The organism is Bradyrhizobium sp. 45, assembly GCF_023073155.1.
GTDB lineage: Bacteria > Pseudomonadota > Alphaproteobacteria > Rhizobiales > Xanthobacteraceae > Bradyrhizobium > Bradyrhizobium canariense_D.
The window spans coordinates 1,164,403-1,188,867 of sequence record NZ_JADPIX010000122.1 but is presented as its reverse complement, the minus strand read 5'-3'; the positions used below and the strand labels follow the sequence as shown (position 1 = coordinate 1,188,867).

The 24,465-nt window shown below is 64.0% G+C and carries 23 protein-coding genes and 1 pseudogene; 7 read left to right on the top strand and 17 right to left on the bottom strand.

Annotated elements, in window-relative coordinates; all coding sequences use genetic code 11:
- Positions 1 to 19 precede the first annotated feature (19 nt).
- From flgH to motA, 14 genes are all read right to left on the bottom strand, one after another.
- Entirely contained in the window at positions 20 to 715 is a 696-nt protein-coding gene (gene flgH, locus IVB42_RS26155; RefSeq protein ID WP_018453966.1) for a flagellar basal body L-ring protein FlgH, read from the bottom strand.
- Positions 716 to 1,474, bottom strand: a complete 759-nt coding sequence (locus IVB42_RS26150) for a MotE family protein (RefSeq protein ID WP_247295081.1) — start codon at positions 1,472 to 1,474, stop codon at positions 716 to 718.
- A 64-nt stretch (positions 1,475 to 1,538) separates the two neighbouring features.
- Positions 1,539 to 2,669: a flagellar basal body P-ring protein FlgI gene (gene flgI, locus IVB42_RS26145; protein WP_247397542.1), complete on the bottom strand. Its 1,131-nt coding sequence runs from the start codon at positions 2,667 to 2,669 to the stop codon at positions 1,539 to 1,541.
- Positions 2,666 to 3,142, bottom strand: coding sequence for a flagellar basal body P-ring formation chaperone FlgA (gene flgA, locus IVB42_RS26140; protein WP_247295083.1), 477 nt, complete (start codon positions 3,140 to 3,142; stop codon positions 2,666 to 2,668). Before flgA ends, flgI begins: the two co-directional genes overlap by 4 nt.
- A 13-nt stretch (positions 3,143 to 3,155) precedes the next feature.
- Entirely contained in the window at positions 3,156 to 3,944 is a 789-nt protein-coding gene (gene flgG, locus IVB42_RS26135) for a flagellar basal-body rod protein FlgG (RefSeq protein ID WP_007595892.1), read from the bottom strand.
- 15 nt (positions 3,945 to 3,959) lie between these two features.
- Positions 3,960 to 4,289 (bottom strand): flagellar hook-basal body complex protein FliE, encoded by a 330-nt coding sequence (locus IVB42_RS26130; protein ID WP_018453963.1) that lies wholly within the window; start codon positions 4,287 to 4,289, stop codon positions 3,960 to 3,962.
- A gap of 2 nt (positions 4,290 to 4,291) precedes the next feature.
- The gene (gene flgC / locus IVB42_RS26125) at positions 4,292 to 4,708 is read right to left on the bottom strand and encodes a flagellar basal body rod protein FlgC (protein WP_085385293.1); all 417 of its coding nucleotides are present in this window, start codon (positions 4,706 to 4,708) and stop codon (positions 4,292 to 4,294) included.
- An 11-nt stretch (positions 4,709 to 4,719) separates the two neighbouring features.
- Positions 4,720 to 5,100 (bottom strand): flagellar basal body rod protein FlgB, encoded by a 381-nt coding sequence (flgB, locus tag IVB42_RS26120; protein ID WP_018453961.1) that lies wholly within the window; start codon positions 5,098 to 5,100, stop codon positions 4,720 to 4,722.
- Positions 5,101 to 5,185: 85 nt separating this feature from the next.
- Positions 5,186 to 6,271 carry a flagellar biosynthesis protein FlhB gene (flhB, locus tag IVB42_RS26115; protein ID WP_247295085.1) on the bottom strand — a complete coding sequence of 362 codons (1,086 nt, stop codon included), beginning with the start codon at positions 6,269 to 6,271 and terminating at the stop codon, positions 5,186 to 5,188.
- Between the two features lie 13 nt (positions 6,272 to 6,284).
- Positions 6,285 to 7,325 carry a flagellar motor switch protein FliG gene (locus tag IVB42_RS26110; RefSeq protein WP_027570476.1) on the bottom strand — a complete coding sequence of 347 codons (1,041 nt, stop codon included), beginning with the start codon at positions 7,323 to 7,325 and terminating at the stop codon, positions 6,285 to 6,287.
- A gap of 2 nt (positions 7,326 to 7,327) precedes the next feature.
- Positions 7,328 to 7,708 (bottom strand): flagellar motor switch protein FliN, encoded by a 381-nt coding sequence (fliN, locus tag IVB42_RS26105; RefSeq protein ID WP_007595899.1) that lies wholly within the window; start codon positions 7,706 to 7,708, stop codon positions 7,328 to 7,330.
- 76 nt (positions 7,709 to 7,784) lie between these two features.
- The gene (locus tag IVB42_RS26100; RefSeq protein ID WP_018453958.1) at positions 7,785 to 8,099 is read right to left on the bottom strand and encodes a hypothetical protein; all 315 of its coding nucleotides are present in this window, start codon (positions 8,097 to 8,099) and stop codon (positions 7,785 to 7,787) included.
- The gene (locus IVB42_RS26095; RefSeq protein WP_026232638.1) at positions 8,080 to 9,021 is read right to left on the bottom strand and encodes a FliM/FliN family flagellar motor switch protein; all 942 of its coding nucleotides are present in this window, start codon (positions 9,019 to 9,021) and stop codon (positions 8,080 to 8,082) included. Before IVB42_RS26095 ends, IVB42_RS26100 begins: the two co-directional genes overlap by 20 nt.
- On the bottom strand, positions 9,015 to 9,914 hold the full coding sequence (gene motA / locus IVB42_RS26090; RefSeq protein WP_247471335.1) for a flagellar motor stator protein MotA: 900 nt from the start codon (positions 9,912 to 9,914) through the stop codon (positions 9,015 to 9,017). The genes IVB42_RS26095 and motA overlap by 7 nt, the downstream gene beginning before the upstream one ends.
- A 142-nt stretch (positions 9,915 to 10,056) precedes the next feature.
- Between motA and IVB42_RS26085 the strand changes: the two genes are divergently transcribed.
- The 4 genes from IVB42_RS26085 (at position 10,057) to IVB42_RS26070 (ending at position 14,419) form a co-directional block, all read left to right on the top strand.
- The gene (locus IVB42_RS26085; protein WP_247295089.1) at positions 10,057 to 10,845 is read left to right on the top strand and encodes a DUF1217 domain-containing protein; all 789 of its coding nucleotides are present in this window, start codon (positions 10,057 to 10,059) and stop codon (positions 10,843 to 10,845) included.
- A gap of 3 nt (positions 10,846 to 10,848) precedes the next feature.
- A complete protein-coding gene (flgF, locus tag IVB42_RS26080; RefSeq protein ID WP_007595915.1) occupies positions 10,849 to 11,577 on the top strand; it encodes a flagellar basal-body rod protein FlgF in 729 nt (242 codons plus the stop codon).
- A gap of 35 nt (positions 11,578 to 11,612) precedes the next feature.
- Positions 11,613 to 12,938 carry a flagellar protein export ATPase FliI gene (gene fliI, locus IVB42_RS26075; RefSeq protein ID WP_018453953.1) on the top strand — a complete coding sequence of 442 codons (1,326 nt, stop codon included), beginning with the start codon at positions 11,613 to 11,615 and terminating at the stop codon, positions 12,936 to 12,938.
- Between the two features lie 845 nt (positions 12,939 to 13,783).
- Positions 13,784 to 14,419 carry a MarR family transcriptional regulator gene (locus tag IVB42_RS26070; RefSeq protein WP_026232636.1) on the top strand — a complete coding sequence of 212 codons (636 nt, stop codon included), beginning with the start codon at positions 13,784 to 13,786 and terminating at the stop codon, positions 14,417 to 14,419.
- 1,357 nt (positions 14,420 to 15,776) lie between these two features.
- Here the strand turns inward: IVB42_RS26070 and IVB42_RS26065 are convergent.
- Positions 15,777 to 17,351, bottom strand: a complete 1,575-nt coding sequence (locus IVB42_RS26065) for a porin (RefSeq protein ID WP_085357572.1) — start codon at positions 17,349 to 17,351, stop codon at positions 15,777 to 15,779.
- A 505-nt stretch (positions 17,352 to 17,856) separates the two neighbouring features.
- Between IVB42_RS26065 and IVB42_RS26060 the strand changes: the two genes are divergently transcribed.
- On the top strand, positions 17,857 to 18,336 hold the full coding sequence (locus IVB42_RS26060; RefSeq protein WP_018453949.1) for a MarR family transcriptional regulator: 480 nt from the start codon (positions 17,857 to 17,859) through the stop codon (positions 18,334 to 18,336).
- A 95-nt stretch (positions 18,337 to 18,431) separates the two neighbouring features.
- Here IVB42_RS26060 and IVB42_RS26055 read toward each other — a convergent pair whose 3' ends face one another.
- Positions 18,432 to 19,514: an alpha/beta hydrolase gene (locus tag IVB42_RS26055; protein ID WP_247295684.1), complete on the bottom strand. Its 1,083-nt coding sequence runs from the start codon at positions 19,512 to 19,514 to the stop codon at positions 18,432 to 18,434.
- A gap of 853 nt (positions 19,515 to 20,367) precedes the next feature.
- Between IVB42_RS26055 and IVB42_RS26050 the strand changes: the two are divergent.
- A pseudogene (locus tag IVB42_RS26050) lies at positions 20,368 to 21,431 on the top strand (2-dehydropantoate 2-reductase N-terminal domain-containing protein).
- 282 nt (positions 21,432 to 21,713) lie between these two features.
- Positions 21,714 to 23,216 (top strand): ATP-binding protein, encoded by a 1,503-nt coding sequence (locus tag IVB42_RS26045; protein WP_247295680.1) that lies wholly within the window; start codon positions 21,714 to 21,716, stop codon positions 23,214 to 23,216.
- Between the two features lie 13 nt (positions 23,217 to 23,229).
- Here IVB42_RS26045 and IVB42_RS26040 read toward each other — a convergent pair whose 3' ends face one another.
- Positions 23,230 to 24,261: a HoxN/HupN/NixA family nickel/cobalt transporter gene (locus IVB42_RS26040; RefSeq protein ID WP_247295691.1), complete on the bottom strand. Its 1,032-nt coding sequence runs from the start codon at positions 24,259 to 24,261 to the stop codon at positions 23,230 to 23,232.
- Positions 24,262 to 24,465 lie beyond the last annotated feature (204 nt).

Below are 24,465 nucleotides of genomic sequence, written 5' to 3'. Positions count from 1 at the left end.
GGCCCGACGGGAGCGCATCTCAGAACGGTGCCACGGCGTCATAGATCCGATGTCCCCATCCAGGCTGCTGCACGTCAGAGAGATTTCCCCGACCGCCATAGGCCACGCGCGCTTCGGCGATCTTCTCGTAGGAGATCGTGTTGGTTCGCGAGATATCGCGTGGACGCACGATGCCGCCGACGTTGAGCACGCGCATTTCCGTGTTGACCTTGAATTCCTGCGAGCCGCTGATCATCATATTGCCGTTCGGCAACACGTCGGTGACGATGGCTGCGATCGACAGCTTGATATCCTCGGTGCGGTCGATCTGGCCGTTGCCCTTGATCTGGGTGTTGGTGTTGAGGTTGGCGCTCGTCGAGCCCTTGTCCTGCCATCCCGCAACGTCCATCAGCCAGTCGAGTCCGAACTTGATTTGCGAATCGCGCGAGCGGCCGGTCTTGTTGTCGAGCTTGGCCTTGTCCTGCATCGAGATGATCACCGTCACGACGTCGCCGACGCGCCGGGCGCGGGGATCGCGGTAGAGGTCGGTGCCGTCGTCCCAGGTCGAGCGATAGCTGACGGGCGAGTGCATACGGGGGGTCACGGGAATCGGATCGGCCTGCGTCCTCAGGCCGCTCCCGACCGGCGACAGTCGCGGGCCAGTCAGGACCTCGGCCGGATCAGTGACGCATCCCGCAAGCGATAACAGCGACAGGATGAGGATCAGATTCTTCATCTATTTGGTCTTTCCGTCATCCACGCGACGCATCCCGCCGAGCAGATCGGCGAGGTGCGCCGCGCGGCCCGTCTCCATCTCGTTGAAGATTGCGCTCGAACTCCTCGGGCTGAGCTTTGCGAGCACGGCCGCAGCCGTCTCGTCCGCCATCCCGGCGATCTGGGTTGCGGCGGCATCCGGCTTCATGCGCGAGTAGATCTCGACCACACTCGCTTCGGCCTTCTTCAGGAACTCGTCGCGCAACGCCATCCACTTCTCATATTCCGCGCGCTTGGCCTCGACCTCGGCGATCCGCTCGCGAAGCTGGTTCTCGGCCTTCTCCAGCTCCTTGAGCTGCCAGGCCAGCCTTGCATCGGCGGCGGAGTCGGCGACATTGCTGCAGAACAGGGCGACTTCGTTGTCCGCGGTTGCAGCGGCCTGGGGCGGCACCGGCTTCGGCGGCGCCGTGACGCTGCCGGGCTTGGCCGGTCGCGCCGCGGCTGTGGGTGCCGACGCGGGCTTCTCGGAGGCCGAAACGGCACCCGTGATCACTGGTCCCGAATCTTCGGCTGCCCACGCTGTCGCCCGCATCGACGCATTGTCGCTCGGGATCGATGAGATTGGCTTCTGTGGGCCAGACGCACGGGCGCGCGCGAAGGACAGCAGGTTGAGCGGCTTCGACGGCTTGGCCTCATCCAGCGCCAGAACGGGCGAAGCGCTCGCGAGCGCGGAGGCTGCGACCAGGAGGAGGAGTTTGGCTTTATGATCCAGCTTCAACATCGGCCCGCGTGCGATTCTCGGTCGAGAGAGCATTGAGCGACCAAGCTTGCACGGCGCTTACGCGTCATTGCACGATGACATCCGCCTGGAGGGCGCCAGCCGTCTTGATCGCCTGGAGGATCGCGATGATGCCGGATGGTTTCAGGCCGATCTGGTTCAGGCCGCGCACCAGGCGCTGGAGATCGACGCCGCTCAGGATCGCCACCTGCGATCCGGCTTCGTTGGCCTCGACCACGGTCTGGGGCACGACCACCGTCTGCCCTTTCGAGAACGGCGCGGGTTGCGACACCACGGGAAGCTCGGTGACCCGGACCGTCAGATTGCCGTGCGTCACGGCAACGGTCGATATCCGCACGTCGCGTCCGATCACCACCGTGCCGGTACGCTCGTTGATCACCACCCGCGCCGGCGTGTCCGGCTCGACCGTCAGCTCGCCGATTTCGGCAAGGAAGCGGACCGGTCCGATGTGGCGCGGCTTCGACAGCACGATCGTGCGGTAGTCTCGCTCGAAGGCGATCTGGGCGCGGTAGCGTCCGCCCGCGTAGCGGTTGATGGCGTCGAGGATTCGCGTTGCGGTGACGAAGTCGGGGTTCTTGAGCTCCAGCACAAGATATTCCATTTCATAGAGACTACCCTGCACCTCGCGCTCGACCAGCGCGCCGTTCGGGATGCGACCCGCGGTCGGCGTACCCTGGCTGACGTTCTGGGCCTGGCCCCCGACGCTGTAGCCGGCGACCGTGACGGCGCCTTGCGCCACTGCATAGACCGCTCCGTCCGCCGCGCGCAGCGACGTCATCACCAGGGTGCCGCCGAGCAACGAGGTCGCATCGCCGAGCGATGACACCGTCACGTCCATGCGCTCGCCCGCACCGATCGAGGGCTGCAGGTCCGCGGTCACCATGACGGCCGCGACGTTGCGCGTGCGCAGCGTCGTCGGACGCGGCGGATTGTTGGTGCTGGTGGTCTCGTTCCTGACATTGATGCCCATGTTCTCGAGCATCGATTGCAGGGACTGCTCCGTGAACGGCGCATTGCGGAGCGTGTCGCCAGTCCCGTTCAGGCCGATCACGAGGCCGTAGCCGACGATCTGATTTTCGCGCAATCCCTTGATGTCCGCGATGTCCTTGATGCGGACGGCGGCCTGGGCGCTGGCGGCGGAAACGAGCAGGACGAGCGCAAGCAGGACTCTGGTCATGACCCGTCCACGACCTTGACGGTGCCGTCCGGCTGGACAACGCCCCTGATGATCACACCGGTATCGGTGTTTCGTATCGGGATGAGCGCGCCGGGCGCGCCGGACTGCATCGCTGCGCCGTAGGTCACGATCGACAGGCCGCTGTCTTCGACCACGACCTTGACCATGGCGCCGCGGGCGACCGTCCAGGGATCCTCCACCGAGTTGGTCGGGATCGGCTGGCCGGGCAGCAGCGCGCGGCGCGCCATGCGGCCGACCAGGACCTGGCGTCCTTCGATGAATATGGCGACGCCGAGCACGTTCGGCGCAAAGGCGCGCTCGGTGATCATGTCGTCCCGGATCAGTTCGCCGGCGCGGATCGAGACGGCCGGCACGGGGAGCCGCTTCTCCTCGGCCGCGGCGAGACGCGCCGAGACGAGAACCAGCAGCACGGCGGCCATCCCGCGCATGATCGAGCCCATCCTGTTCAACATGGATACACCGGAACTAGCGCATGCCCTTCGAGACCGTCTGGGCCATTTCATCCGAGGCCTGGATCACCTTGGCATTCATTTCGTAGGCGCGCTGGGCAGAGATCAACTCGGTGATTTCCTTGACGGGATCGACGTTCGAGGCTTCGAGATATTGCTGGTTGATCTTGCCGTAGCCGGAATCGCCGGGCAGCCCGACGACCGGCGTGCCGGACGCCGTGGTCTCGCGATAGAGATTGCTGCCCAGCGGTTCGAGCCCGGCCTCGTTGGCGAAATTGGCGAGATTGAGCTGCCCGATTTGCCTCGGGTTCACTTCCGTATCCAGCTTGGCGAACACCTGTCCGGTCTGGTTGACCGTGACCTGGACCGTTCCCTGCGGCACCGTGATTGCCGGATCCAGCAGATAGCCGTCGGTCGTGACGAGCTGACTATTGGCATTGGTGTTGAACGAACCCGCGCGGGTATACTGCACCTCGTTGTTCGGACCGAGCACCTGAAACCAGCCGCGGCCGTTGATCGCCATGTCGTAGGGATTGCCGGTCTGCGTGAGCGCGCCCTGGATATGCAGCTTGCGGATTGCCGCCGACTTGACCCCGAGGCCGAGATTGGCGCCTTCCGGAATCGGCGACGAGCCGCTGGTGTTCGCAACGCCCTGCATGCGGTCCATCTGGTAGAACAGATCGGTGAACTCGGCACGCGCCCGCTTGTACGAGGTCGAGTTGATGTTGGCGATGTTGTTGGCGATGACTTCGATGTTGGTCTGTTGGGCGTTCATGCCCGTGGCCGCGATGGCAAGCGATTTCACAGCGTCACTCCTTGATCAGATCGACATCCGAACGACTTCCTGGTAGGCCTGCACGACCTTGTCGCGAACTGCGACCGCCGTCTGCAAGGCCTGCTCGGCCGACATCAGCGCCTCGACGACGCGCCGCGTCGATTCCTTGCCCTGCATCGCCGAGACCGAGGCCGCCTCGCCCGCCTTCAGCGTCCCGATCGCGTCCGTCGTCACTTGTTTCATGACCGATTCGAATCCGACGTCGCCACCGGACTGAATCGCGGGCGTCGCCGCCGGCGAGATGGCCTGCGTCTCGGTCGCGCGGCTTGCCGCTTGCCCGGCCGAAATCGCCGTGGATGAAATCGCTTCAAGCATTGTCAGCTCCTCAGCAGGTCGATGGTCATGCCCAGCATCGACCTCACCTGTTTCACGACCTGCAGATTGGCTTCATAGGAGCGGTTGACTTCCCGCATGTCCGCCATCTCGATCATCATGTTGACGTTCGGCAGCTTGACGTAGCCGGCCTTGTCGGCGGCGGGATGCCCCGGCTCGTACTCCACGCGGTAAGGCGTGGTGTCGACCCCGATTTCCTTGACCTTCGCCAGCTGCGCGCCCGAGGCGCGGTCCATCGCGGCGTCGAAGGTGATCGTCTTGCGTTGATAGGGATCGGCGCCGGCTGAGCGCCCTGTCGACGTCGCGTTGGCGAGGTTCTCCGAGACGATGCGCATGCGCGTCGACTGCGCTTCGAGCCCGGAGCTCGCGACCGTCAACGAGGATTGCAATGAGTCCAGCATGTCAGTTCACCTCAGGTCTTCGCGCTCGACAGCAGCATGCGGTGAAACGACCGCACGATCGCCGAGTTCATCGAGTAATCGCGACTGACGTCGCTGCCCTTGATCATTTCCTGCTCGAGACTGACGGAGTTGCCGGAGTGAACCACATCCCAGCTGTCCTTCTTCGCAGTCGCCCGCGTGTCGCTCTCGGCTGGGGAGAGCTGCAGGTGCGACGGCGACGTGGTCGCCAGTCTCACCGGCATGCCGTCGAGCACCTTGTTGAAGGGTTCGACGTCGCGCGCCTTGAAGCCCGGCGTGTTGGCGTTGGCGACGTTGGTGGCGATCGTCGATTGGCGGAGCTCGAGGTATCGCGCCTGCGACGATGCGAGTTCGAAGAGATAGAGCGGTCCCACGGCAGCACCATTCTGGTTCAGACGGTGTAACCTTAGGGTCGCAAGCTTTCGTCAGGCTGATGGAAGGGACGCCGTCCTCGGAATTCTACTGGACCTTCTCGGACTGCGGCGTCTGCTTGGACTGCAGGAAGTAGATGATCTCGGCGACCGGCCGGAAGAACTCCGCCGGAATTACCTGGTCGACCTGAACCGCCTCGTAGAGCGCGCGCGCCAGCGCCTTGTTCTCGATCACCGGAATCCGGTTCTGCTCGGCGACTTCGCGGATCTTCAGCGCAATCACGTCCATGCCCTTCGCCACGACGATCGGCGCCGGATTTTCCTCGCGATTGTAGCGCAGCGCGATCGCGAAATGCGTCGGGTTCGCGATCACCAGCGTCGCGCGCGATGCGGAGGCGATCATGCGCTGGCGCGAGCGGTCGCGCGCCAGCGAGCGCAGGCGCGCCTTGATCAGCGGATCGCCTTCGGCCTGCTTGTGCTCGTCCTTGATCTCCTGCCGCGTCATGCGCAGCTCGCGCCGCCAGTGGAAGCGCGCCCAAGCCAGATCGACCGCGACCAGGACGATGGTCGCGATGCAGATCGCCGAGACGATTCGCATGGCGATGTTGAGAATCATCTCCGGCAGCGCGACCGGATCGGTGTACATCGCCTCGAACGCCTTCGCTTCCGACGAGCGCAGCACGAACGCGACGACGACGGTGACCGCGGCGAGCTTGAACAGCGACTTGGCGAACTCGACAAGGCCCTGCGATCCAAACAGCCGGCTCCAGCCGCCGAGCGGAGAGATTCGCGAAAGGTCCGGCGTGATGCGCTGGAGCACCAGGCTGGGAGCATTTTGCAACAGCGAGGCTGCGAGCCCGAACGCCGCCAGGGTGACGACGAGCGGCGTCAGGAATCGCAGTGCCTGAAGCCCGACCACGATGAGGAGATTCTGGGCGTCGGCCCCGGTGCTGAGAGGGAAGCCGTCGAGATCGTCGAGAAAGCCCGTCAGCATCGGCGTCAATTGCTGCACGCCCTGACCGATCAGGAACGCCTGGATCACCATCAGCGCGGCCATCGAGGCGAAGATGGAAGCCTCCCGAGAGACCGGGATTTTGCCCTGTTCGAGCGCATCGCGGACTTTCTTCTCGGTCGGCTCTTCTGTCTTGCTCTCCTGATCGGTTGTTTCTGCCATGCCCGTTCAGCGGTCAGCGAAAGACCAGCTCATCCTCCTGCTCGGGGTTGAGCTCGATTTCGCCCTTTTCCGCGAGGTCGAGCGCGAGGTCCGTGATCACGCGCCGCGCCTCCAGCACGTCGCGCTGGTTCGACGGTTCGCCAATGGCGAGTTCGTGCTCGACGACCCGGCGGACGCGCGAGGCGACCGAGGACAGGATCATCTCGCGGAAGTGCTTGTCGGTGCCCTTCAGCGCGATCACGATGCGATCGGTCGGCACCTGGTCGAAGATCATGGTGCGCGCCTTCGGCGTCAGGTTGGTGACGTCGTCGAAGGTGAAGAGCAGCTCCTTCAGCACTTCGGCCGACTTCGGCCGCTTCTCCGACAGACTCTTCAGCATGTCCTCGATGTGTCCGCGCTCCATCTTGTTGATGATGTCGGCGACCCGGGCATAGGTGTCCGCGCCGAGGTTGCGGGCGAAGTTCAGCGTCAAATCCTCATGCAGCGTCTTCTCGAGGACCCTCATGGCGTCGTCGACGATCGGCTTGAGACTGAGCACACGCCGCATCAGCTCGTTGCGCAGGCTCGACGGCAGCTGGCTCATGACCTTGGCGGCGCAGGACGGCTTGACCTTGGACAGGATGAGCGCCGCGGTCTGCGGATGCTCCTTGGAGAGGTAGCTTGCCAGCGAGTTTTCCGACACCGACGAGACGCGGTCCCACACGGACCGGCTCGAATTGCCGAGCAGGTCCGACATGATGGCCGACACCTGGTCGGCCGGAAGCACGTCGCCGAGCACGGCTTCCAGGCCACCGAGGGTGCCGAGGATGTTGGCGCCCATCGAGAATTGCTGGGCGAACTCCTCGACGATCGCTTCCAGTTCCTGCGCCGTGATCGGCCGCAGCTCGGCCGCAGCCTTTGTCACGGTGCGGATATCCTGCGGCTCGAACTGCGCGAGCACGCTGGCGGCCGCCTGCCGGCCCATGGCGAGCAGGAGTGCCGCGACCTTCTCCGTTCCGCCCAGCGTGGCGACGCCGCGCTGCTTGATGGGAGCCATGCCGACCTGTGCGGCCATGGTCAGGTATCACCCTGTCCCAACGGCCCGACAATTTCGGTGAGCGAGACGCCGAAGCGGGAATTGTCTTCTTCGACCACGACGACCTCGCCGCGGGCGACGACGCGACCGTTGACGACGACGTCGACGGGTTCGCCGACCCGGTGGTCGAGCGGAACCACCGCGCCACGGCCGAGCTTCATCAGGTTTGCCACCGGAATGGTTGCCGATCCCAGCACCACCTGCATGGTCACGGGAATGCGCAGGATCGCATCGACATTGGCGAACTTGCCGGTCTCCTCCGCAGTGCGCGCGGCGATCTCCGCCAGCCGCTCCAGCGGAGATGTCTCCGTATGCCCCTCGTCGGACGCCGATGCTGACTCATAGTCGAAGGATTGCGCCATTTGGTATCGCCTCTTGGTATTTCCGCTCCCGGAGCGCCGCGACGTTCCGATCGTATTTATTCCGCCGGCTTCGGCTTCAATGCTTGTTCACGTCGGCGCCGCCCGCGGTCGCCGCGGATGCGAGTCCGCTCCTCGCATCGAGCGCCGCGATCGCCTCGTGGGCCTGGTCGATCTTCGTGCTCAGCACGTTGGCGAGCCGCCCGAGATTTGCGGTGGAATCATGCGCCGCGGTGATGACCGTGTCGAACGCGCCCGCCGTCTCCTGGACGATGGTCGAGAACTCGCCCTGGTAGCTGCGCAACCGCGCCAGCTCGCGATGCATCCGGGTCACCCGCATGCTGGTGAAGGCGAGCGCGATCAGCAGCACGGCATCAACGAGATAGGATATCATCGACGAACTCCCGTTTCTGATCGACGGGATCTGCCACCTGCATGGCGTAATAGCCATCAAGCTGGCCGATCTGACACCAGAACAGCACCTGGTTGTTGCTCTCGAGCCGAGCCAGCGTGCGCGGCGTGGCTTCGAGCTCGAGCACCTGTCCCACCTGGAACTTCACGACGTCGCCCAGCGAAATCATCTTCTCGTCCAGCACGGCGCTCAGCGTCACCTCGGTGCGGTGAACCTCGGTCTCCATCTGCTCGCGCCAGCGCGGATCGGCCGCGCGGCCGTCGCTGACGACGACGGTCGCGAGCTTTTGCCTGAGCGGGTTGAGCGCGGAATGCGGGATGATGAGGAACATCTGACCGCCGCGGTAGAGCGCCTGCAGCATGATGTTCGCGCAGATCGACATGTTGCCGCTCCGCCCGATCGCCAGCGACGCCATGGCGGTCTCGACCCGCTCGACGCGGAAGGTGACGTTGGAGGTGCCGGCGAAAGCGGATTGCAGCGCCTTGGCGAACCGCTCGAACAGCGCCTGGACCAGGCGGATCTCGATGTTCGAGAAGCTGCGCTCGACGTCGAGCGGCGGTTCGGCGCCATCGGAGCCGAACATCGCTTCGACCATGGTGAACACGAAGTCGCGGTCGAGCATGATGATGATGCGGGAGTCCCACTGCTCGGCATAGAGCACCGCCGCAACCGCGTTGGCCTCGTAGTCCTTGATGATGTCGCCGACACGGTCGTTGGTGATGCCGTTGACCGAGAAATAGCATGGCGTTCCAGCCATCGGCTGCAGGCTGTCCGTGCACGATGCCGCCATGCGATCGAAGATCACATTGAGCATCGGCATGCGCTCGATCGAAATGCCGGCGGCGTCCAGCAGATAGTTCGGCAGCGGCTTGCGCTGATCGATTTCGAGGGCTTCCATCATGATGCGCGCGCAGCCTTCGGTTCAACCTCGGTCACGACAGCCTTGGGGCCCGCGATCGTCTCGTTCTCGACGACGTCGATCGAGGGCCGCTCGGGGCTCGCGATCATCTTGCGGCCGTGCTCGACGGCGATCTGCGGCATGGCGCCGTTCATGAACGCCAGCAGCGTCTGCTTGACGATGATGTAGGGCCGGCAGCGCTTCTCGCGCGTCATCTTCACCTTCATCGCGAAGGGCGAAATGATCCCGTAGGACAGGAAAATACCGGCAAAGGTGCCGACGAGGGCGGCCCCGATGAAGCCGCCCAGCAGCTTCGGGGACTGGTCAAGCGCGCCCATGGCCTTGATGACGCCGAGCACCGCGGCGACGATGCCGAGCGCAGGCAGCGCCTCCGAGACCACCACCAGCGCGTGGTAGGGCGCCAGCTTGCTCTTCACGATGGTGTGGATCTCCTCGTCCATCAGCGCTTCGATCTCGTGCGTTCGCGCGTTACCCATGATGATGAGGCGGACGTAGTCGCAGATGAACTGGAACAGCGACGGATCTCCGAGCACGCTCGGGTACGCCTTGAAGATCTCGGAGGACGCGGGATCGTCGATATGCGCCTCGACCTCGTTGCGGCCCTTGCCCCGCAGCTCCCGCATCAGCGCGTGCAGCGCACCGAGCAGATCGAGATAGTAGCGCTGACCTGGCACCGCTCCCGTCACCGCCTGCACGCAGGCAAGCCCGGTATCCGCGACCGTCTTCCAGGGATTGGCCATGATGAAGGTGCCGGCCGCGGTGCCCATGATGATCACGAACTCCCACGGCTGCATCAGCACGCCCAGATGCCCGCCCATGGCGGCAAATCCGCCCAGCAGTGCCGCTACCGTGATGACGATCCCCACGAAACTGCCCAACGCGCCGCTCCATCACCGATCCCATCGGGAATATCTAGTTGGCGAGCCTTGCGCGAGGCTGGCTTCCCCCTCGCCAGCCTCGCGCAAGCGATTCACGGCAGCTTGGGACGACGTCGCGAGAGCGGCCAGAGGGGCGCGTGTCATGCTATCCACCATCGCGGACTACACCAGACTGACCAAGGACATGGGCAAGTCGCTGACACAGGTCGCGACGCAGCCGGACGTCAGCCGTGACACCGATTATTTCCTCAGCCACATCGGCAACGTGAAGACCATCGACGACTTCCTGAAGGACTATCGTCTCTACTCCTACGCGATGAAGGCATATGGCCTCAGCGAGATGACCTATGCCAAGGCGTTCATGCGCAAGGTGCTGACCGAGGGTATCGCGGACAACAAGACCTTCGCCAACAAGCTGACCGATACCCGCTATCGGCAATTCGCGGCCGCCTTCAATTTCGCCGCCCTCGGCGACAAGGCGACCCAAACCGCCGCGGCCACGACCGGCACGGCGACCCAATACGTTACGCAGACGATGGAGGAGAAGGCCGGCGACCAGAACGAGGGCCTGCGGCTGGCGCTCTATTTCACGCGCAAGGCCTCCACGATCACCAATTCCTACCAGATCCTCGCGGACAAGGCGATGACGCAAGTGGTGCAGACGGCGCTCGGCCTGCCGTCGACGATCAGCTCGGCTGATATCGATGCCCAGGCCAAGATGATCACGAGCAAGATCAAGCTCACCGATTTCCAGGACCCGGCCAAGGTCGCCAAATTCGTGCAGCGCTTCGCGGCGATGTGGGATGCGACCCAGGCCCAGAGCGACAACTCGACCAACCCGGCGCTGGTCCTGATCGGCGGCGCCACGACGTCGATTGGCATGGATTCCAACGTGCTCACGACACTTCAGAACATCAAGTTCAACAGGTAAGTCATGCAATCGGCCCTCTATGTAGGATTGTCGGCGCAGGTCGCTCTCGAAAAACGCCTCCAGACGATCGCCAACAACGTCGCCAACGTCAACACGGCGGCGTTCCGCACCGACGTGGTGAAGTTCGAGACCGTGCTGTCCAAGGCGGGCGCGAACCCGGTCGCCTTCTCCTCGCCCGGCGACAACATCATCTCGCGCGAGATGGGCAGCATCACCGAGAGCGGCAACCCACTCGACGTCGCCGTGGTCGGACAGGGCTGGATCGCCTTCGCCGGTCCGAACGGAACGGTCTATACGCGCGACGGCCGACTCCAGATCGCCGCCAACGGCGACCTTCAGACCGTGTCCGGCTTCCCCGTCATCGATTCCGGCGGCGCGCAGATCACCCTCGATCCGAACGGCGGACCGGTCTCGATCGCGCGCAGCGGCGCGATCACCCAGGACAACAACGAGATCGGCACCATCGGCCTGTTCAACATTCCCGCCGACGCCAATCTCGACCGCTACGGCAATTCGGGCGTCACGCCCAACCGGCCTGCGACCGCGATCGCCGACTTCTCCCGCGACGGCTTCAAGCAGGGCTATGTCGAGGGCTCGGGCGCCAATCCGATGATGGAATTGACGAAGCTGATCGCGGCCTCGCGCGCCTTCGACGGCACCAATTCGATGATCGAGGGCACCGAGAGCTCGCTCCAGAACGCAATCCGGACGCTGGGCGAACCCGGCAAATAGACTGCGCCCGCGCGCAATGAGATTGGACGGTTTCCTTGAACGCTCTTCGGCAACTTGAGTGGGCGCTGCTGGAGCTTCAGCAGAGCACTCCCCTGGCAAGCGTCAGCGGCGCGATCTCCGAGATCGCGTCGACGCATTTCCGCGTCTCCGGCCTGTCGCGCTTCGTCAGGCTTGGCGAGCTGATCGGCGTCAACTCCGGCGGCAAGCCCCAGATCGGCGAGGTGGTGCGGATCGACAGCGAGGGCATCATCGCCAAGCCGTTCGACCGGCAGTTCGCCGGCGGCCTCGGCTCGGTCGCCTACCGGATGCCGCCCCTGTCCTTCGCGCCCGATCCGAGCTGGAAGGGCCGCGTCATCAACGCGCTCGGGGCGCCCCTGGACGGACAGGGCCCTCTCACCCCCGGGTCGCGTCCGGTCTCGGCCGAGGCGGAGGCGCCTTCGGCCATGAAGCGCGCGCGGGTCCACAAGCCGCTGCGCACCGGCGTACGCGTCATCGACCTGTTCGCCCCGATCTGTGCCGGCCAGCGTGTCGGCATCTTTGCCGGCTCCGGTGTCGGTAAATCGACGCTGCTTGCGATGCTCGCCCGCAGCCAGGGTTTTGACACGGTCGTGCTGGCCCTGGTCGGCGAGCGCGGCCGCGAGGTGCGCGAGTTCATCGAGGACGTGCTGGGCGCCGATCGTCACCGCGCCGTCACGATCGTGTCGACGGGAGACGAGAGCCCGATGATGCGGCGACTGGCGCCGAAGACGGCCATGGCGGTCGCCGAATATTTCCGAGACCGGGGCGAATCCGTCCTGCTCATGGTCGATTCGATCACCCGCTTCGCCCACGCCGCCCGTGAAGTGGCGCTCGCCGCCGGTGAGCCCGCGGTCGCGCGCGGCTACGCACCCACCGTCTTTACCGATCTGCCGCGCCTTCTGGAGCGCGCCGGGCCCGGCGAGGAGGGATCCGGGACGATCACCGGTATTTTCTCCGTGCTGGTGGATGGCGACGATCACAACGAGCCGATCGCCGATACCATCCGCAGCACACTCGATGGACACATCGTGCTCTCCAGGCACATCGCCGACCAGGCACGTTACCCGGCGGTGGACGTTCTGGGTTCGGTCTCCCGTCTCGCCCATAACGTCTGGGACCCCGAAGAGCGCGAATTGGTGAGCAAGCTGCGCGCCATGATCGCCAAATACGAGGACACGCGCGACCTTCGCCTGATGGGCGGATACCAGGCGGGACGTGATTCGGGGCTCGACCAGGCGGTCGACATGGTCCCGAGAATCTATGGCGCGATGCGGCAGGACGCTTCGGCTCCCCCAAGCGCCGATCCGTTCCGCGAGCTGCGGGACATGCTCAAGGGCGACTAGCAAGTCTCAGATTGAGTCGGCGCGCGAGGCGCCACGCGATCGCACCTTGCTCGTTGTTTTCGACAGGCGATTGCGCATGCCGCCACGCTTCCAGCGCATGCGCGGCCGTCTCCGGTTTCCGCCGCGATCGCCTACACCATTCGGGTGAGGCTGGCCGCGCCGAATGCGACCGACCGGCGAGTTCTCGACCCAGTTCGGACAACCGCCGCGTGTAATTCCTGTGAGTTCCCTCGGACAATTCTTGGCAGAACGCACAAGTTGTGGATGACATGCGGACGCACATCGTCGTCCTGCACAAGCTTCGATCAACTTGCATCAACGACAGCCAACGGGCCGTGCAATAAAACCGTCGCATAGTCGCGTGCATGTTGCTCGTGGGACAGCGTATTGCGTTCACCAACATGTGTCCCGAGGAGCGAGATTGTCTTGAACGTTACATTCGCCTGCGACGACATCCTGTCTGCGAGATGGTCTCTACTTGATTTTGTTGAGAAGGTCATTCATCGTTTCGTCGGAAGATAAGAAACGTCTGCGTATGACTTGAACCTTAGGGGCTTCGGTTGAACTACTCCGATCCATCGTCTGGTGGCGACGGCTATTCGGGCTCCCGTGCGACGACGCCGCGAATGGCATATCCACAGCAACACCGCCTCCCACGCCATAGCTTGCAGTGCTCATCAGTCCAGGTCGGGCGCCGGGCAGGCCGTGCCTTCACGCGAGAGAAGAGCACGGTGCATGTGTCGGACGTTGCCGGTGGTCCGGCTTCTCGCAAACGGCTCGTGCGCAACGGCGGAAGGCGGCTCCGGAGCGCCGCAGACGTGACTCCCGGGGCAAGGTAGGAATTCATGCCATTGGCAAGAGAAGCCGTGGAGCTGCTGGTTCAGGCAGCGAGGGCTTGGTATTTCGAAGGCGATCAGCATGGGTTGCGCGATCGGGAATGGATGGCGCTGCGCTTTCTCGGCCGCGCCAACAGGTTTTCGCGCACGCCCTCCGCGCTCGCCGGCTTCATCGGCGCCACCAGGGCGACTGCATCGCAGATCGTGAAGACGCTGGAGAGCAAGACCTTCCTGGTGCGAAAGCCGTCGCACGAAGACAAGCGTTCTGTCGTGCTGCACGTCACTGCGCAGGGCGAGAAGTGCCTGAGCCAGCACGATCCGGTCAATCACGTGCTGAACGCGGTCACGGCGCTCGGACCCGACGAGTGCGTCAGGCTGCGCGATTCGCTGCGCGAGATCCTCAATCATCTCGACGCGGCACATCAGCGGCTCGATGCCAGCGTCTGCCGGGACTGCATGTTTCTCGCCGAACGCGGGCCGGGTACCGGCAAGGGACGCGCAACGGCCGAATTCATGTGCCGGCTGTATCGCGCCCCGGTTTCGCTCGAGGAGACTGAACTGCTCTGCACCAGTTTCGAGCGCACCCGCGACCGTCCCAAGATCGAGGAGCATCTCGACCGCGCGCGTGTGGTGAACCAGGGGTGAGGCACGCGTAAATTTCCGCGCGGTGGCGATCTCTGAAAGGCGCACAGAGCCTCTCATGTTCCGGACAAGCTGCAACGCGCAAAGCGTGTCGAAGACGCGCGTAAACGCGCTTATGGCGCTGCTGCGCAGAACCGGGACCAGGGCGACACGGCGTAATGCGGCGAGATGGGCCCCGGCTCTGCAGCCGCACCGCAAAAGCGCTGCGCTGCGTCCAGGGCACGAGAACGGAGTGTGGCGCACATTCTCTCCACATCGTCATTGCGAGGGCAGCGACTTGTCCGCCGAAGCTTTAGCGAAGGCGGAAGCAATCCAGAGTCTCTCCGCGGTAAGACTCTGCTTCGCTGCGCTCGCAATGACGGAGGATGAGGCGGCGGCTTCGTCCTCCCAGCACCACTGTCATTCCCCGCGAAAGCGGGGAATCCAGTACGCCGCGGCTTCTCGGTTCAATCATAACTGTCTCGGAATACTGGATCGCCCGGTCAAGCCGGGCGATGACAGGGAGTGTGTAGCCGTAGACACGCCTTCGCGTCCTCGCGGCGTTTCGCCCGAGCTTTGCCTGGTCATTCCACCCTCAAAGCCAAGAGGGCGCAGGGAAGACCGGGTGCCGGCTGGCACCCGCGGTCCGCTGCGCGAAAATGTAGCGCAAGGGAAACCGCACAGCAGCATACAGGTGTAGCCAATCACTCGGCCTTCCCTGCGCGATGGTTGGACGGCTTATGCCGTGCTCTCCCGGGAGCCGAGTTCCTTTTGGCCTCCCTCGTCCCAACGAAAGTCGCCGGCACCGCGCCGGTTGACGCGACTGCCGCATCCGCAAGAGCTTGACCGTAGCAACGACGGCCAGGACCACACGGTTTTGCCGTACGCACGGCTCGCCATTTCGCCGCAGTTTTTCCAGCCCTGTCGACGGAGCCGGAAACTTACAGACGAGACGAAGCCTAGCAGCGCCGCTCGTCGGAACGAAGCCTTGGGCTCACGGAGAGCAATCCGCCCTGCCCTTGGCCTCTCGCACCCGAACGCTGCCGCGTCCACCGCAAGCCCGGCTCGCGAACATGACGACCACAAGATCGCCCCTCAAGGATGAGCCGGGATGGACGACACATACGCCATTTCCGAATTTCGGTAAAGCGGAATATTTTTATGAGAGCGGATTGACACGGGGGCGACACAGGCGCGGTCCCGTGGCCCGGATGAAGCGAAGAGTGATCCGGGAAGGTGCCGGACGCAGCGCGAGCAGCCCCCGGATCACGCTTGCACTCCATCCGGGCACCGGGGCTTCGCCGCCCTATATCATCTGCCTTGCGCAAAAAAACACCCGGCGGTTTCCCGCCGGGTGTTCGTTCATGTGTTTCGATAGATTTTACCAGTTGCGCTGAGCGCGGAGGATCATGGCGACCGAGTCCTGATCCTTCAGCTCGTAGGCCGCGGTCGGCTTGGCGGTCGCGACGCTCGGGGAGGCGCCAACCGTACCAGAATACTTCTGATCGAGATGGGTCCAGGACACGTCCGCCGAGAAGGTCAGGTTCTTGACCGGGGTCCACCGGGTGACGACACCTAGCTGGCCGATCGCGAAGTCCGGGTTGCAACCCGTCACACCTGCCAGGGCTCCGAACACACCGGCGCCGCCGCCGGCGCCGCAGATGGTGGTCTTGGCCAGCGTGCCGAACTGGGCCTGAGCGTAAGCACCGTACAGCGAGGAGTTCCAGTTGGGATCCCAGTTGTGGGTGTAAGCGCCACGGAAGCCCCAGGTCTTGACGGTTTCCTGCGAGCTACCGGTCACGTACACCGTGTCAGGAGCATTGGCGAAGCCAACGCTCTGGTAGGCAACACCCGAGCTACCGAACAGCGAGTAGCTGCTGCCCGACAGGTTCTGGAAGTTGTAGCGGGTCGCGCCGTCGGTGTAGACGCCCTGGATGTTGATCGTGTCACCCGCGCCGGTCGGGATGTTCTTGATCGACAAAGCGAGCTGAACAGCCCAACCCCATTTGTCGTCGGGATGGCCGGTGGCTTCGGTCGCGCCGTAATAGGCGACATGGTTGTCATGCGCAGCCACTGACGCCTGGAAGAGACCCCAGGCCTGATCGACACGCACCTGACCGACGAGGTTCGGCGAACGCGAGCCGCCGAGGGCGTTGGTGCCGTACGAACCGCCGATGATGCCACCTGCGGTCGCGCCGGTCATGTTGAGGTTGCCGGCCTGATAGTAGGCCGTCGCATCTTCAGCGGAGAACGATGCCGTGACGCCCTGGCCGAAGTCGGCGGTGTATGTGAACTGGGTGACGCCAGTAACGGTGCCGCTGCCGCCGACGAGGTTGTCGGTGATGTTGCCGGGATAGTTGGTCCAGGGCGCGTCGAACTGCGACACGGCCTTACCCATCGTGAAGCCGGCGAACTGGATGAAGGCGTAGTATACGCCGAGCGCACCGGCCGAGGTATTGCCGTCGGTGCCGTTGACGTTGCCGCTACCCGAACCGACGAGGCCTGTGCCCGCAGCGTTGAGACCGAGCGTACCGCTGTACTGGGTGCCACCCGTTGCCGAACCGGTGCCCGAATAGTTGCCGGTCGTCCAGGTAAAGACGCCGTCGAAGAACGTGCGGACCACGCCGTATTCGGTCGCGGTGCGGGTGTCGATGTTGAGGTCTTCACGAGCGCGGAAGGTGTAGTAGTTCATCAGGCGGTTGCGTGCACCGGCAACACCGCTCTGGTTCGGGTTGAAGTCCGAATTGGTATTGAGGTTCGCATCGGCACGCAGGTAACCACCGAGCTTGATGCAGGTGTCGGTGCCCGGGATGTAGTAGAAACCGGCGCCGTACAGCGAGCAGATCTTCACGTATTCGACCGCCTTGGCCTTCACGGGAAGATCGGCAGCGAACGCCCCGGAGGCGGCCATCAGGCCGGCAGCCGAGCCGAGAAAGAGTGTCTTCGTCAACTTCATTAGTAAACCTCCAGGTCGGTTCAGGGGGCTCGGGTCCTCGGTGGACGCCGCTTTACCCTCTCAATTTCCGTTCAATTCAGGCCCGCACCGAAGGTTCGGACTGAAACGACAGCGAGGTGCCCCCTCCGTCGCGGCTTCACATATAGTTTATAAAAACAATGGTCTCAATTTATTGCTTTGATGAATCGACACTTCGGGTCGCGATGTGGCTTGAGGGCAACAGCGGCGATATCACCCCGGAATATCATTGCATACAAGCCAGAAAAGCCCTCAGGGGGCATCCCGAGGGCTTCTTGGAGGTCTCGCATCGCTGTCCGTCGCGTCGGTCAAGAGCAGCGAAATAGAGTGCGATAATCGATAATGAAATTAATTGTTCTTTGCAAGTAATAATTGGGCCTACGATTTCTTCCGCGCGGTATCTCCCCTTTGGTCGGCGCGCGATTTTCGAGACGCTTCCAAGATATCCCATTAAGGATAGGCAAGGGATAAACGGGGAGGGAGCCACATGATCGAGAAGAAACTCGACAGGGCGATTACGGACTTCATCTGGAACGTCGTCGAAATTCATTCCCAGCTGGAGGACATCCACACCAGCTGGGCCGGACTGCTGGGCATTACCGAGCCGCAGTGGCTGATCCTGATGGCCATCACCGAACTGGACCAGGGGCGAGGTGTCGCGGGAATCGACATCGCGAACAAGCTGCGCGTCCACCCCGCCTTCGTCACCAACCAGACCAAGAGTCTCGAAAAGGGCGGCTTCCTGTCGCGACGGCCGGCCGCAGACGACGCACGCTACGTCCTGATGTCGCTGACGGCGAAAGCAACGACGGAGATTGAAAAACTGTCGAAGAGAAAGCTCGCCTTGAACTCGACCATGTTCAACGAGCTCGACGAGAAGACCTTGGCCGACCTGAATGCCGCGCTCGCAACGATTGCCAAGAATGCCCGGCTGGCCGCACGGTTGCTGGCCATCGACGCTTCCTGACTCCCTGACGTCAGGCGCGGAACGCGCGCCTCGATTCATCCCCAATCTCTCCTCGCCTTCCCAATCTTTTCTCGCCTTCCCAATCTCTTGGCGCCTTAGAGGTAGGTCACGGAATCCAGCTGGCGGGCAATTCCAAGTTTGCTGTCGAGCCATTCGAAAATGAAATCGTCCACCGCGATGAAATTCTCGACCTCGCCCAGAGGGTGCGGAATGCAGTTCGGCACGACGGTCGCGCAATCGGCTCCGGCCTGCCGATAGCCGGCTTGCAGTTCGAGAGCATCCTCCTCCCAAACCATTGAGCGGCTCCCGACGACCATCAGAAGCGGGCAAGGTATCCGACACAACGGCAGCAACGAACCCGTCGAGGGCCCGTCACGGACCGCCTGCTCGACGCCGATCATCCAGCGCAGCGATGCCCGGCGCATGACCGGCGTCGCAATGCCGCCGTCGCACACGGCGGCAGCCATTCTGCGATCCACGAGGGCAAGACGGGATGCGTGACTGGCGGCCGCCCCCTCGCCGTAGACCGCGATCTGCTGCGAATCGACGTCCGGACGAGCTTCCAGGTAATCCAGCCAGCATTGAAGAATATGCGCCGGCTTGAAGGGGCTAAAACCGGATGAATCGCCGGCATCAACGAACAGGAGTGACACGTTCCGTCGCCCTGAAGCCGGCAACAGCCTGCTCATCATCGAGCCGAGGGTGATGTCCTCGTCGCTGACGCAGATAACTGCGGGTGCGAAAGACCGATCGGGGAACGCCGGCAGAAAGTAGCCCGCAAGCGAGCCTTGATCAGAGCAGTCGATCTCCACACGCTCGATCGCCGAACCGGCGTCCTCCTCGAAGCCCCTCAGGCAGAGTCTGACCTTGTCTACGAGGTCGGTACCCCCGGGATCTCCGGGCCAAGACAGGTTCCTCGCGACTTCAAGGGCCGTCAGCGAGCACAGCCACGCTTCCCGCGCGATCTGAGCTGAACTGGTTACGCGTGCCGATTCGGCGAATATCCGGTACTCGCCTGAGATCCTCAACCACTCCGAAATCCACCGATGCCTGTGCGCCTCGCGCACGAGTTCCCCGACGGACAAGCTTTCAAAAAAATGAGACGCACGTTTTCGCAAGCACGCCAGGCTTCGACCGGCGCCGTCGCACGTGCCGTGAGGCCAATGATCATCTTCCATGTCCGTCCCCGAACGGCGCGTCGGCGGTTGCTTGGACTCGGCGCAGCGCTGTCAGCGCAACGCCCTGCATGTCTGCTCGATGCGATGTCACGCGTGCGTGATCGCGCTTGCGTCTGCCGTCCCGATGATCGTTCCGTTTTCCCTTCGCGGGCGGGGGCACTGGACCGGACGGACTACAGTCCGAACGAACCGGTCGCAAAACAAGTCGCACGCCGACTCCAACTCAATCGTCACGTCTCAGCTCCGTTGCTGATACACAGTTTAGGCCCCGCACCACTCTGCCATTCTTTGCTGTCCCGCGTTTGCAGTTTTTTGTTGCGGTGGACGACTAAAATTGGAGCTCATTTAACGAGGGAGAAGGCATCACCTGTGTCGGCTTCCATCATGATTCCTCATGACGCCGATCCGGCGCGCCACCAATCACGCCAGCGATAAAAATGCGGCGGGTTACCGCCTGATCGATGCCGACGGCCTTCGCCAAAGGACTTTCCGCTAGTCAATGTCGCAGGAAAACCGGCGCGACAAAATCCTCGAAGTCGCTCATCCGCACCCGGCGCGCGAGACGTGACGAGGTATGATCGCGTTCTGGGAGAGCCTGGGCGATCGAGATGTGCAACATTTCTTACTTCGGTAAGCCAGTTATTTGAGCAACTCAACGACCCTGCACAACCGCCGCCGGTTTGGCGTCGTCTTGCTTTCGGCGTCAAGCAACACGCCGGGCCGCCCGCTGATCCGCGCCTTGTATCCATTATCCCAGTTGCCATCCCCACGCACTTTGCCTTACATGCCCGCCAAACTCGCCCGCGGCTGACGGCCGGGGCCCAAAAATCACCAATTGTCAAAGGGACGAGACATGGCGCGTAACATCCTGATTCTCGGGGCTTCCTACGGCTCCCTGCTGGGCACGAAGCTGCTGATGGCGGGGCACAACGTGACCCTGGTCTGCCGCGCCAAGACCGCGGAGCTGATCAACCGCGAGGGGACCGAGGTGCGCATCAAGTTGCGTGACGAGGCGGTTCACCGCGCCATCTTCTCGCGCGACCTGCCCGGCAAGCTCGACGCCGTGACGCCGGCCAATGTGGACCTGTCCCGTTACGACATGGTCGGCCTTGCAATGCAGGAGCCGCAATACACCAACCACACGGTGCGCGTTCTCATGGTCAGGATCGCCGCGGCGAAGCTGCCGTGCCTCTCGATCATGAACATGCCGCCGCTGCCCTATTTGAAGCGGATCCCCTCGCTCGCAGACATGGATCTCGAGGAGGCCTACACCAATGCGCAGGTGTGGAGCGCTTCGAGCCGGGGCTGGTGACCCTGTGCTCGCCCGACCCGCAGGCATTCCGTCCGCCGGAAGAGGCTGCGAACGTGCTCCACGTCGGTCTGCCCACGAATTTCAAGGCATCCGTGTTCGCCGACGAGAAGCACAACAAGGTGCTGCGCGAGCTCGAAGCCGACATCGACGCGGTGACCCTCGACGGCCACGACGTGCCGGTGAAGCTGAAGGTGTTCGATTCTCTGTTCGTGCCGCTGGCGAAATGGTCGATGCTGCTGACCGGCAACTACCGCTGCATCACGCCGCACGAGCCGCAGTCGATCCGCGACGCCGTGCACAGTGATCTCGCGCGCTCGCAGACCATCTATGAGCATGTCGACGACATCGCCCGGCGTCTCGGCGCCGATCCGCAGGACCAGGTGCCGTTCGCGAAATACGCCAAGGCTGCCGAGAGCCTGCTGAAGCCGTCGTCGGCCGCGCGCGCGGTGGCCGGCGGCGCACCCTTCATCGAGCGCGTCGACCTGCTGGTCAAGCTGATCTCGCATCAGCTCGGCGCGCCCAATGCAGAGATCGACCGCACCGTCGAGACTGTGGACCTGAAGCTCAACGAGAAGATCGTGCAGGGCGGATCGGGCGCGCTGTAACGGGCCACGATCCCCTTTGCCGGACTTCGCGCATCCATCGTTGACTGGGCGCATGCCGAGCGCACGGCGCAATGCCGGTTTCGTACATCAGCGGGGAACTCGCGCAAGCGATAACCCCAGGACGACGATCCGCAAGCCCCCTATCGGCCCGCACTTCTACGGCAATCGAATCACGCCTGAACTCCGCCGTGGGCAACAACGCATGATTCTCGCCATGGCGCTCGACGCGCCGTGGCCGGATTGATAAGCCCCTGTCCGCGAATGATGGGACTTGAGTCGGGCATGACGGTTGCGATCGAGATGGGGCAGACCACGGCGGGCGCCGCGGCGGCCATGGACCTCGAGGAACTGCTGGCGACCCGCCTCCTGGTGCAGGGCAATTCGGGCTCCGGCAAATCGCATTTGCTGCGGCGGCTGCTGGAGCAGAGCGCACCCTGGGTGCAGCAGGCGATCATCGATCCCGAAGGCGATTTCGTCTCCCTGGCGGAGCATTTCGGCCATCTCGTGATCGAGGCCGAGGATCACACCGAACGCGGCCTTCAGGTTGCCGGCGAGCGCGCGCGGCTGCATCGCGTCTCCACCGTGCTCAACCTCGAAGGGCTCGATGCCGAGAACCAGATGCGCCGCGCCGCAGCCTTCCTCGGCGGACTGTTCGACGTGGACCGCGACCACTGGTATCCGATGCTGGTGGTGGTCGACGAGGCGCAGCTGTTTGCGCCTGCGGTCGCGGGCGAAGTCTCTGACGAAGCGCGAAAGCTTTCGCTCGGCGCCATGACCAATCTGATGTGCCGCGGCCGCAAGCGCGGGCTTGCCGGGATCATCGCGACCCAGCGGCTGGCGAAGCTCGCCAAGAACGTCGCGGCGGAAGCGTCCAACTTCCTGATGGGCCGCACCTTCCTCGACATCGACATGGCGCGCGCCGCCGACCTGCTCGGCATGGAGCGGCGGCAGGCCGAATCGTTTCGCGATCTCGAACGCGGACAATTCATGGCGCTCGGCCCCGCGCTGTCACGCCGGCCGCTGCGTTTGAACATCGGCGCGACCGAAACCCAGCCGCGCAATTCCACGCCGCGGCTGATGCCGATGCCCGAAGCCGCACTCGAAAATATGCGCGCCGTGATCCTGGCCGCGCCGCCGCCCGATGCCAGCCGGCCGCAGCGCCGGCCCGCGCCCGATCTGCTCGAGCAGCTCCGCGCCGCGAAGGCTGCCGCACCGGAGATCGGCCCCGAAATAATCGAGGTCCCGATTAGTGCCGAAGAGCTCGCTGAACGGCGCGAACGCGTGGATCGGACCCTTCGTGCCGTGCTCGCCGCGCCCGATGCCGGTTTCCGCGCGGTGGGCGTGCTGTACCAGGAGTTCGTGGTCCGCTGCCGCATCGAGGGCCTCGGCTCGGCGGTGCCCGACCTCACCGAATTCCGCCGCATGCTGACACGCGCACGCGCCGGGCTCGGCGCCGAGCATGCCGAGGACGACGCTTGGCAGGACGTGTCGCTGCGCGCCTCGATCCTGCCCGACGACATGCAAGGCGTGTTCATGATGATCGCGCGCGCGGCGAAAGAAGGCTGGCCCTGCCCCGGCGACGCCGCGATCGCCCGCGCCTACGGCTCGCATTCGCTGCGCCGGGCTCAGCGCCTGCTCGGCTACATGGAAGAGCAGGGCCTGATCGTCTGCCAGCTCGACGGCGCCGGCCGCAGGTTCGTGACGCTGGTGGAATTGGCGTGGGCCACCGCGCCGGGCGATCCCAATGCCGACGACCTGCCGGCGGAGAGCGCAGCTTCGGCTTGAGCCCACGATTGACTCACGCTGTCTCGGTAGCATCGACGCCCACCAGCACATCGGGCGTGCGCCGCCGCTCGAGCGCGAATAGCCTGCGATAGAGCATGACCGAAACCAGCCATGCAATCGCGAATAGCGCGACCACGGCGAAGCCGACGTTCGCGAGTGAATCGTTGAGGCCGTCGACCAGCGTCCACACACCGCCAGACAGGCCGAGCCGATCCCCGATCAGGCCAAGCGCCTCAATGCCGCCGATGAACAGCGCCACCGCGACCGAGGCACCGGTGATCGTGAGGTTGTACCAGAGCTTCCGTAAGGGATCGACGAAGGCCCAACGATAAGCGCTGACCATCAGCGCGGAATCGGCGGTATCGACCAGCGCCATGCCTGATGCGAACAGCGCGGGAAAGACCATGACGTCGGCCAGCGATGCACCAAGCGCGTATTCGCTGGCGGAGATGCTGAGCAGGCCGATCTCGGTGGCGGTGTCGAAGCCGAGGCCGAACAGGAAGCCGAGCGGGTACATATGCGCCGGCTTGGTCACCAGGCGGAACATCGGGCCGAGCAGCCGCGCCAGCAATCCGCGGCTGGCGAGCAGCGCATCAAGCTGCGCGGCGTCGTGGATGCCTTGCGCGCGCGCGATCCGGAACGTCCGCCACAGGCCGGCGAAGATGACCAGGTTGATGGCCGCGATCACCAGCAGGAACAGCGCCGACACCGACGTGCCGATGAAGCCGCCGACGTCCTTGAGCAGGCTGTCGCCGCCAAGGCTCACCAAGCCCAGCGCGAGCAGCATGGTCGCGACCACAACCACGGTGGAATGACCAAGCGCGAAATAGAGACCAACGCTGCGCGGCGCATCGCCGGCCTGCATCAGCTTGCGCACGACGTTGTCGATGGCCGCGATGTGGTCGGCATCGACGGCGTGGCGCAGGCCGAACACCCAGGCAAGCAGCGCGGTCGCCATCACCGTCGGCCGGTCACCGAACGCCGCGAACGCCCAAGCCCACGCCCCGATGTTGGCCGCGATCAACCCGCCGAACAGCAGCATCATTCCGGGGTCGACCGCCCGCAAAGATAATTTCGTCACGCCAATCATTCCGTCCGCTGCACGACCCATCGCACGAGCGGTATGATCTTTTCATAAGGTGGTCATACTGACCAGTGCAATCCCGGAGGGGCGGCACGGTTCTGCAGCAGTGCTTGCGGCGTCCTTCGGGACGCCCGCTGCGCGGGCTCCTTTAGGATGAGGTCTCGC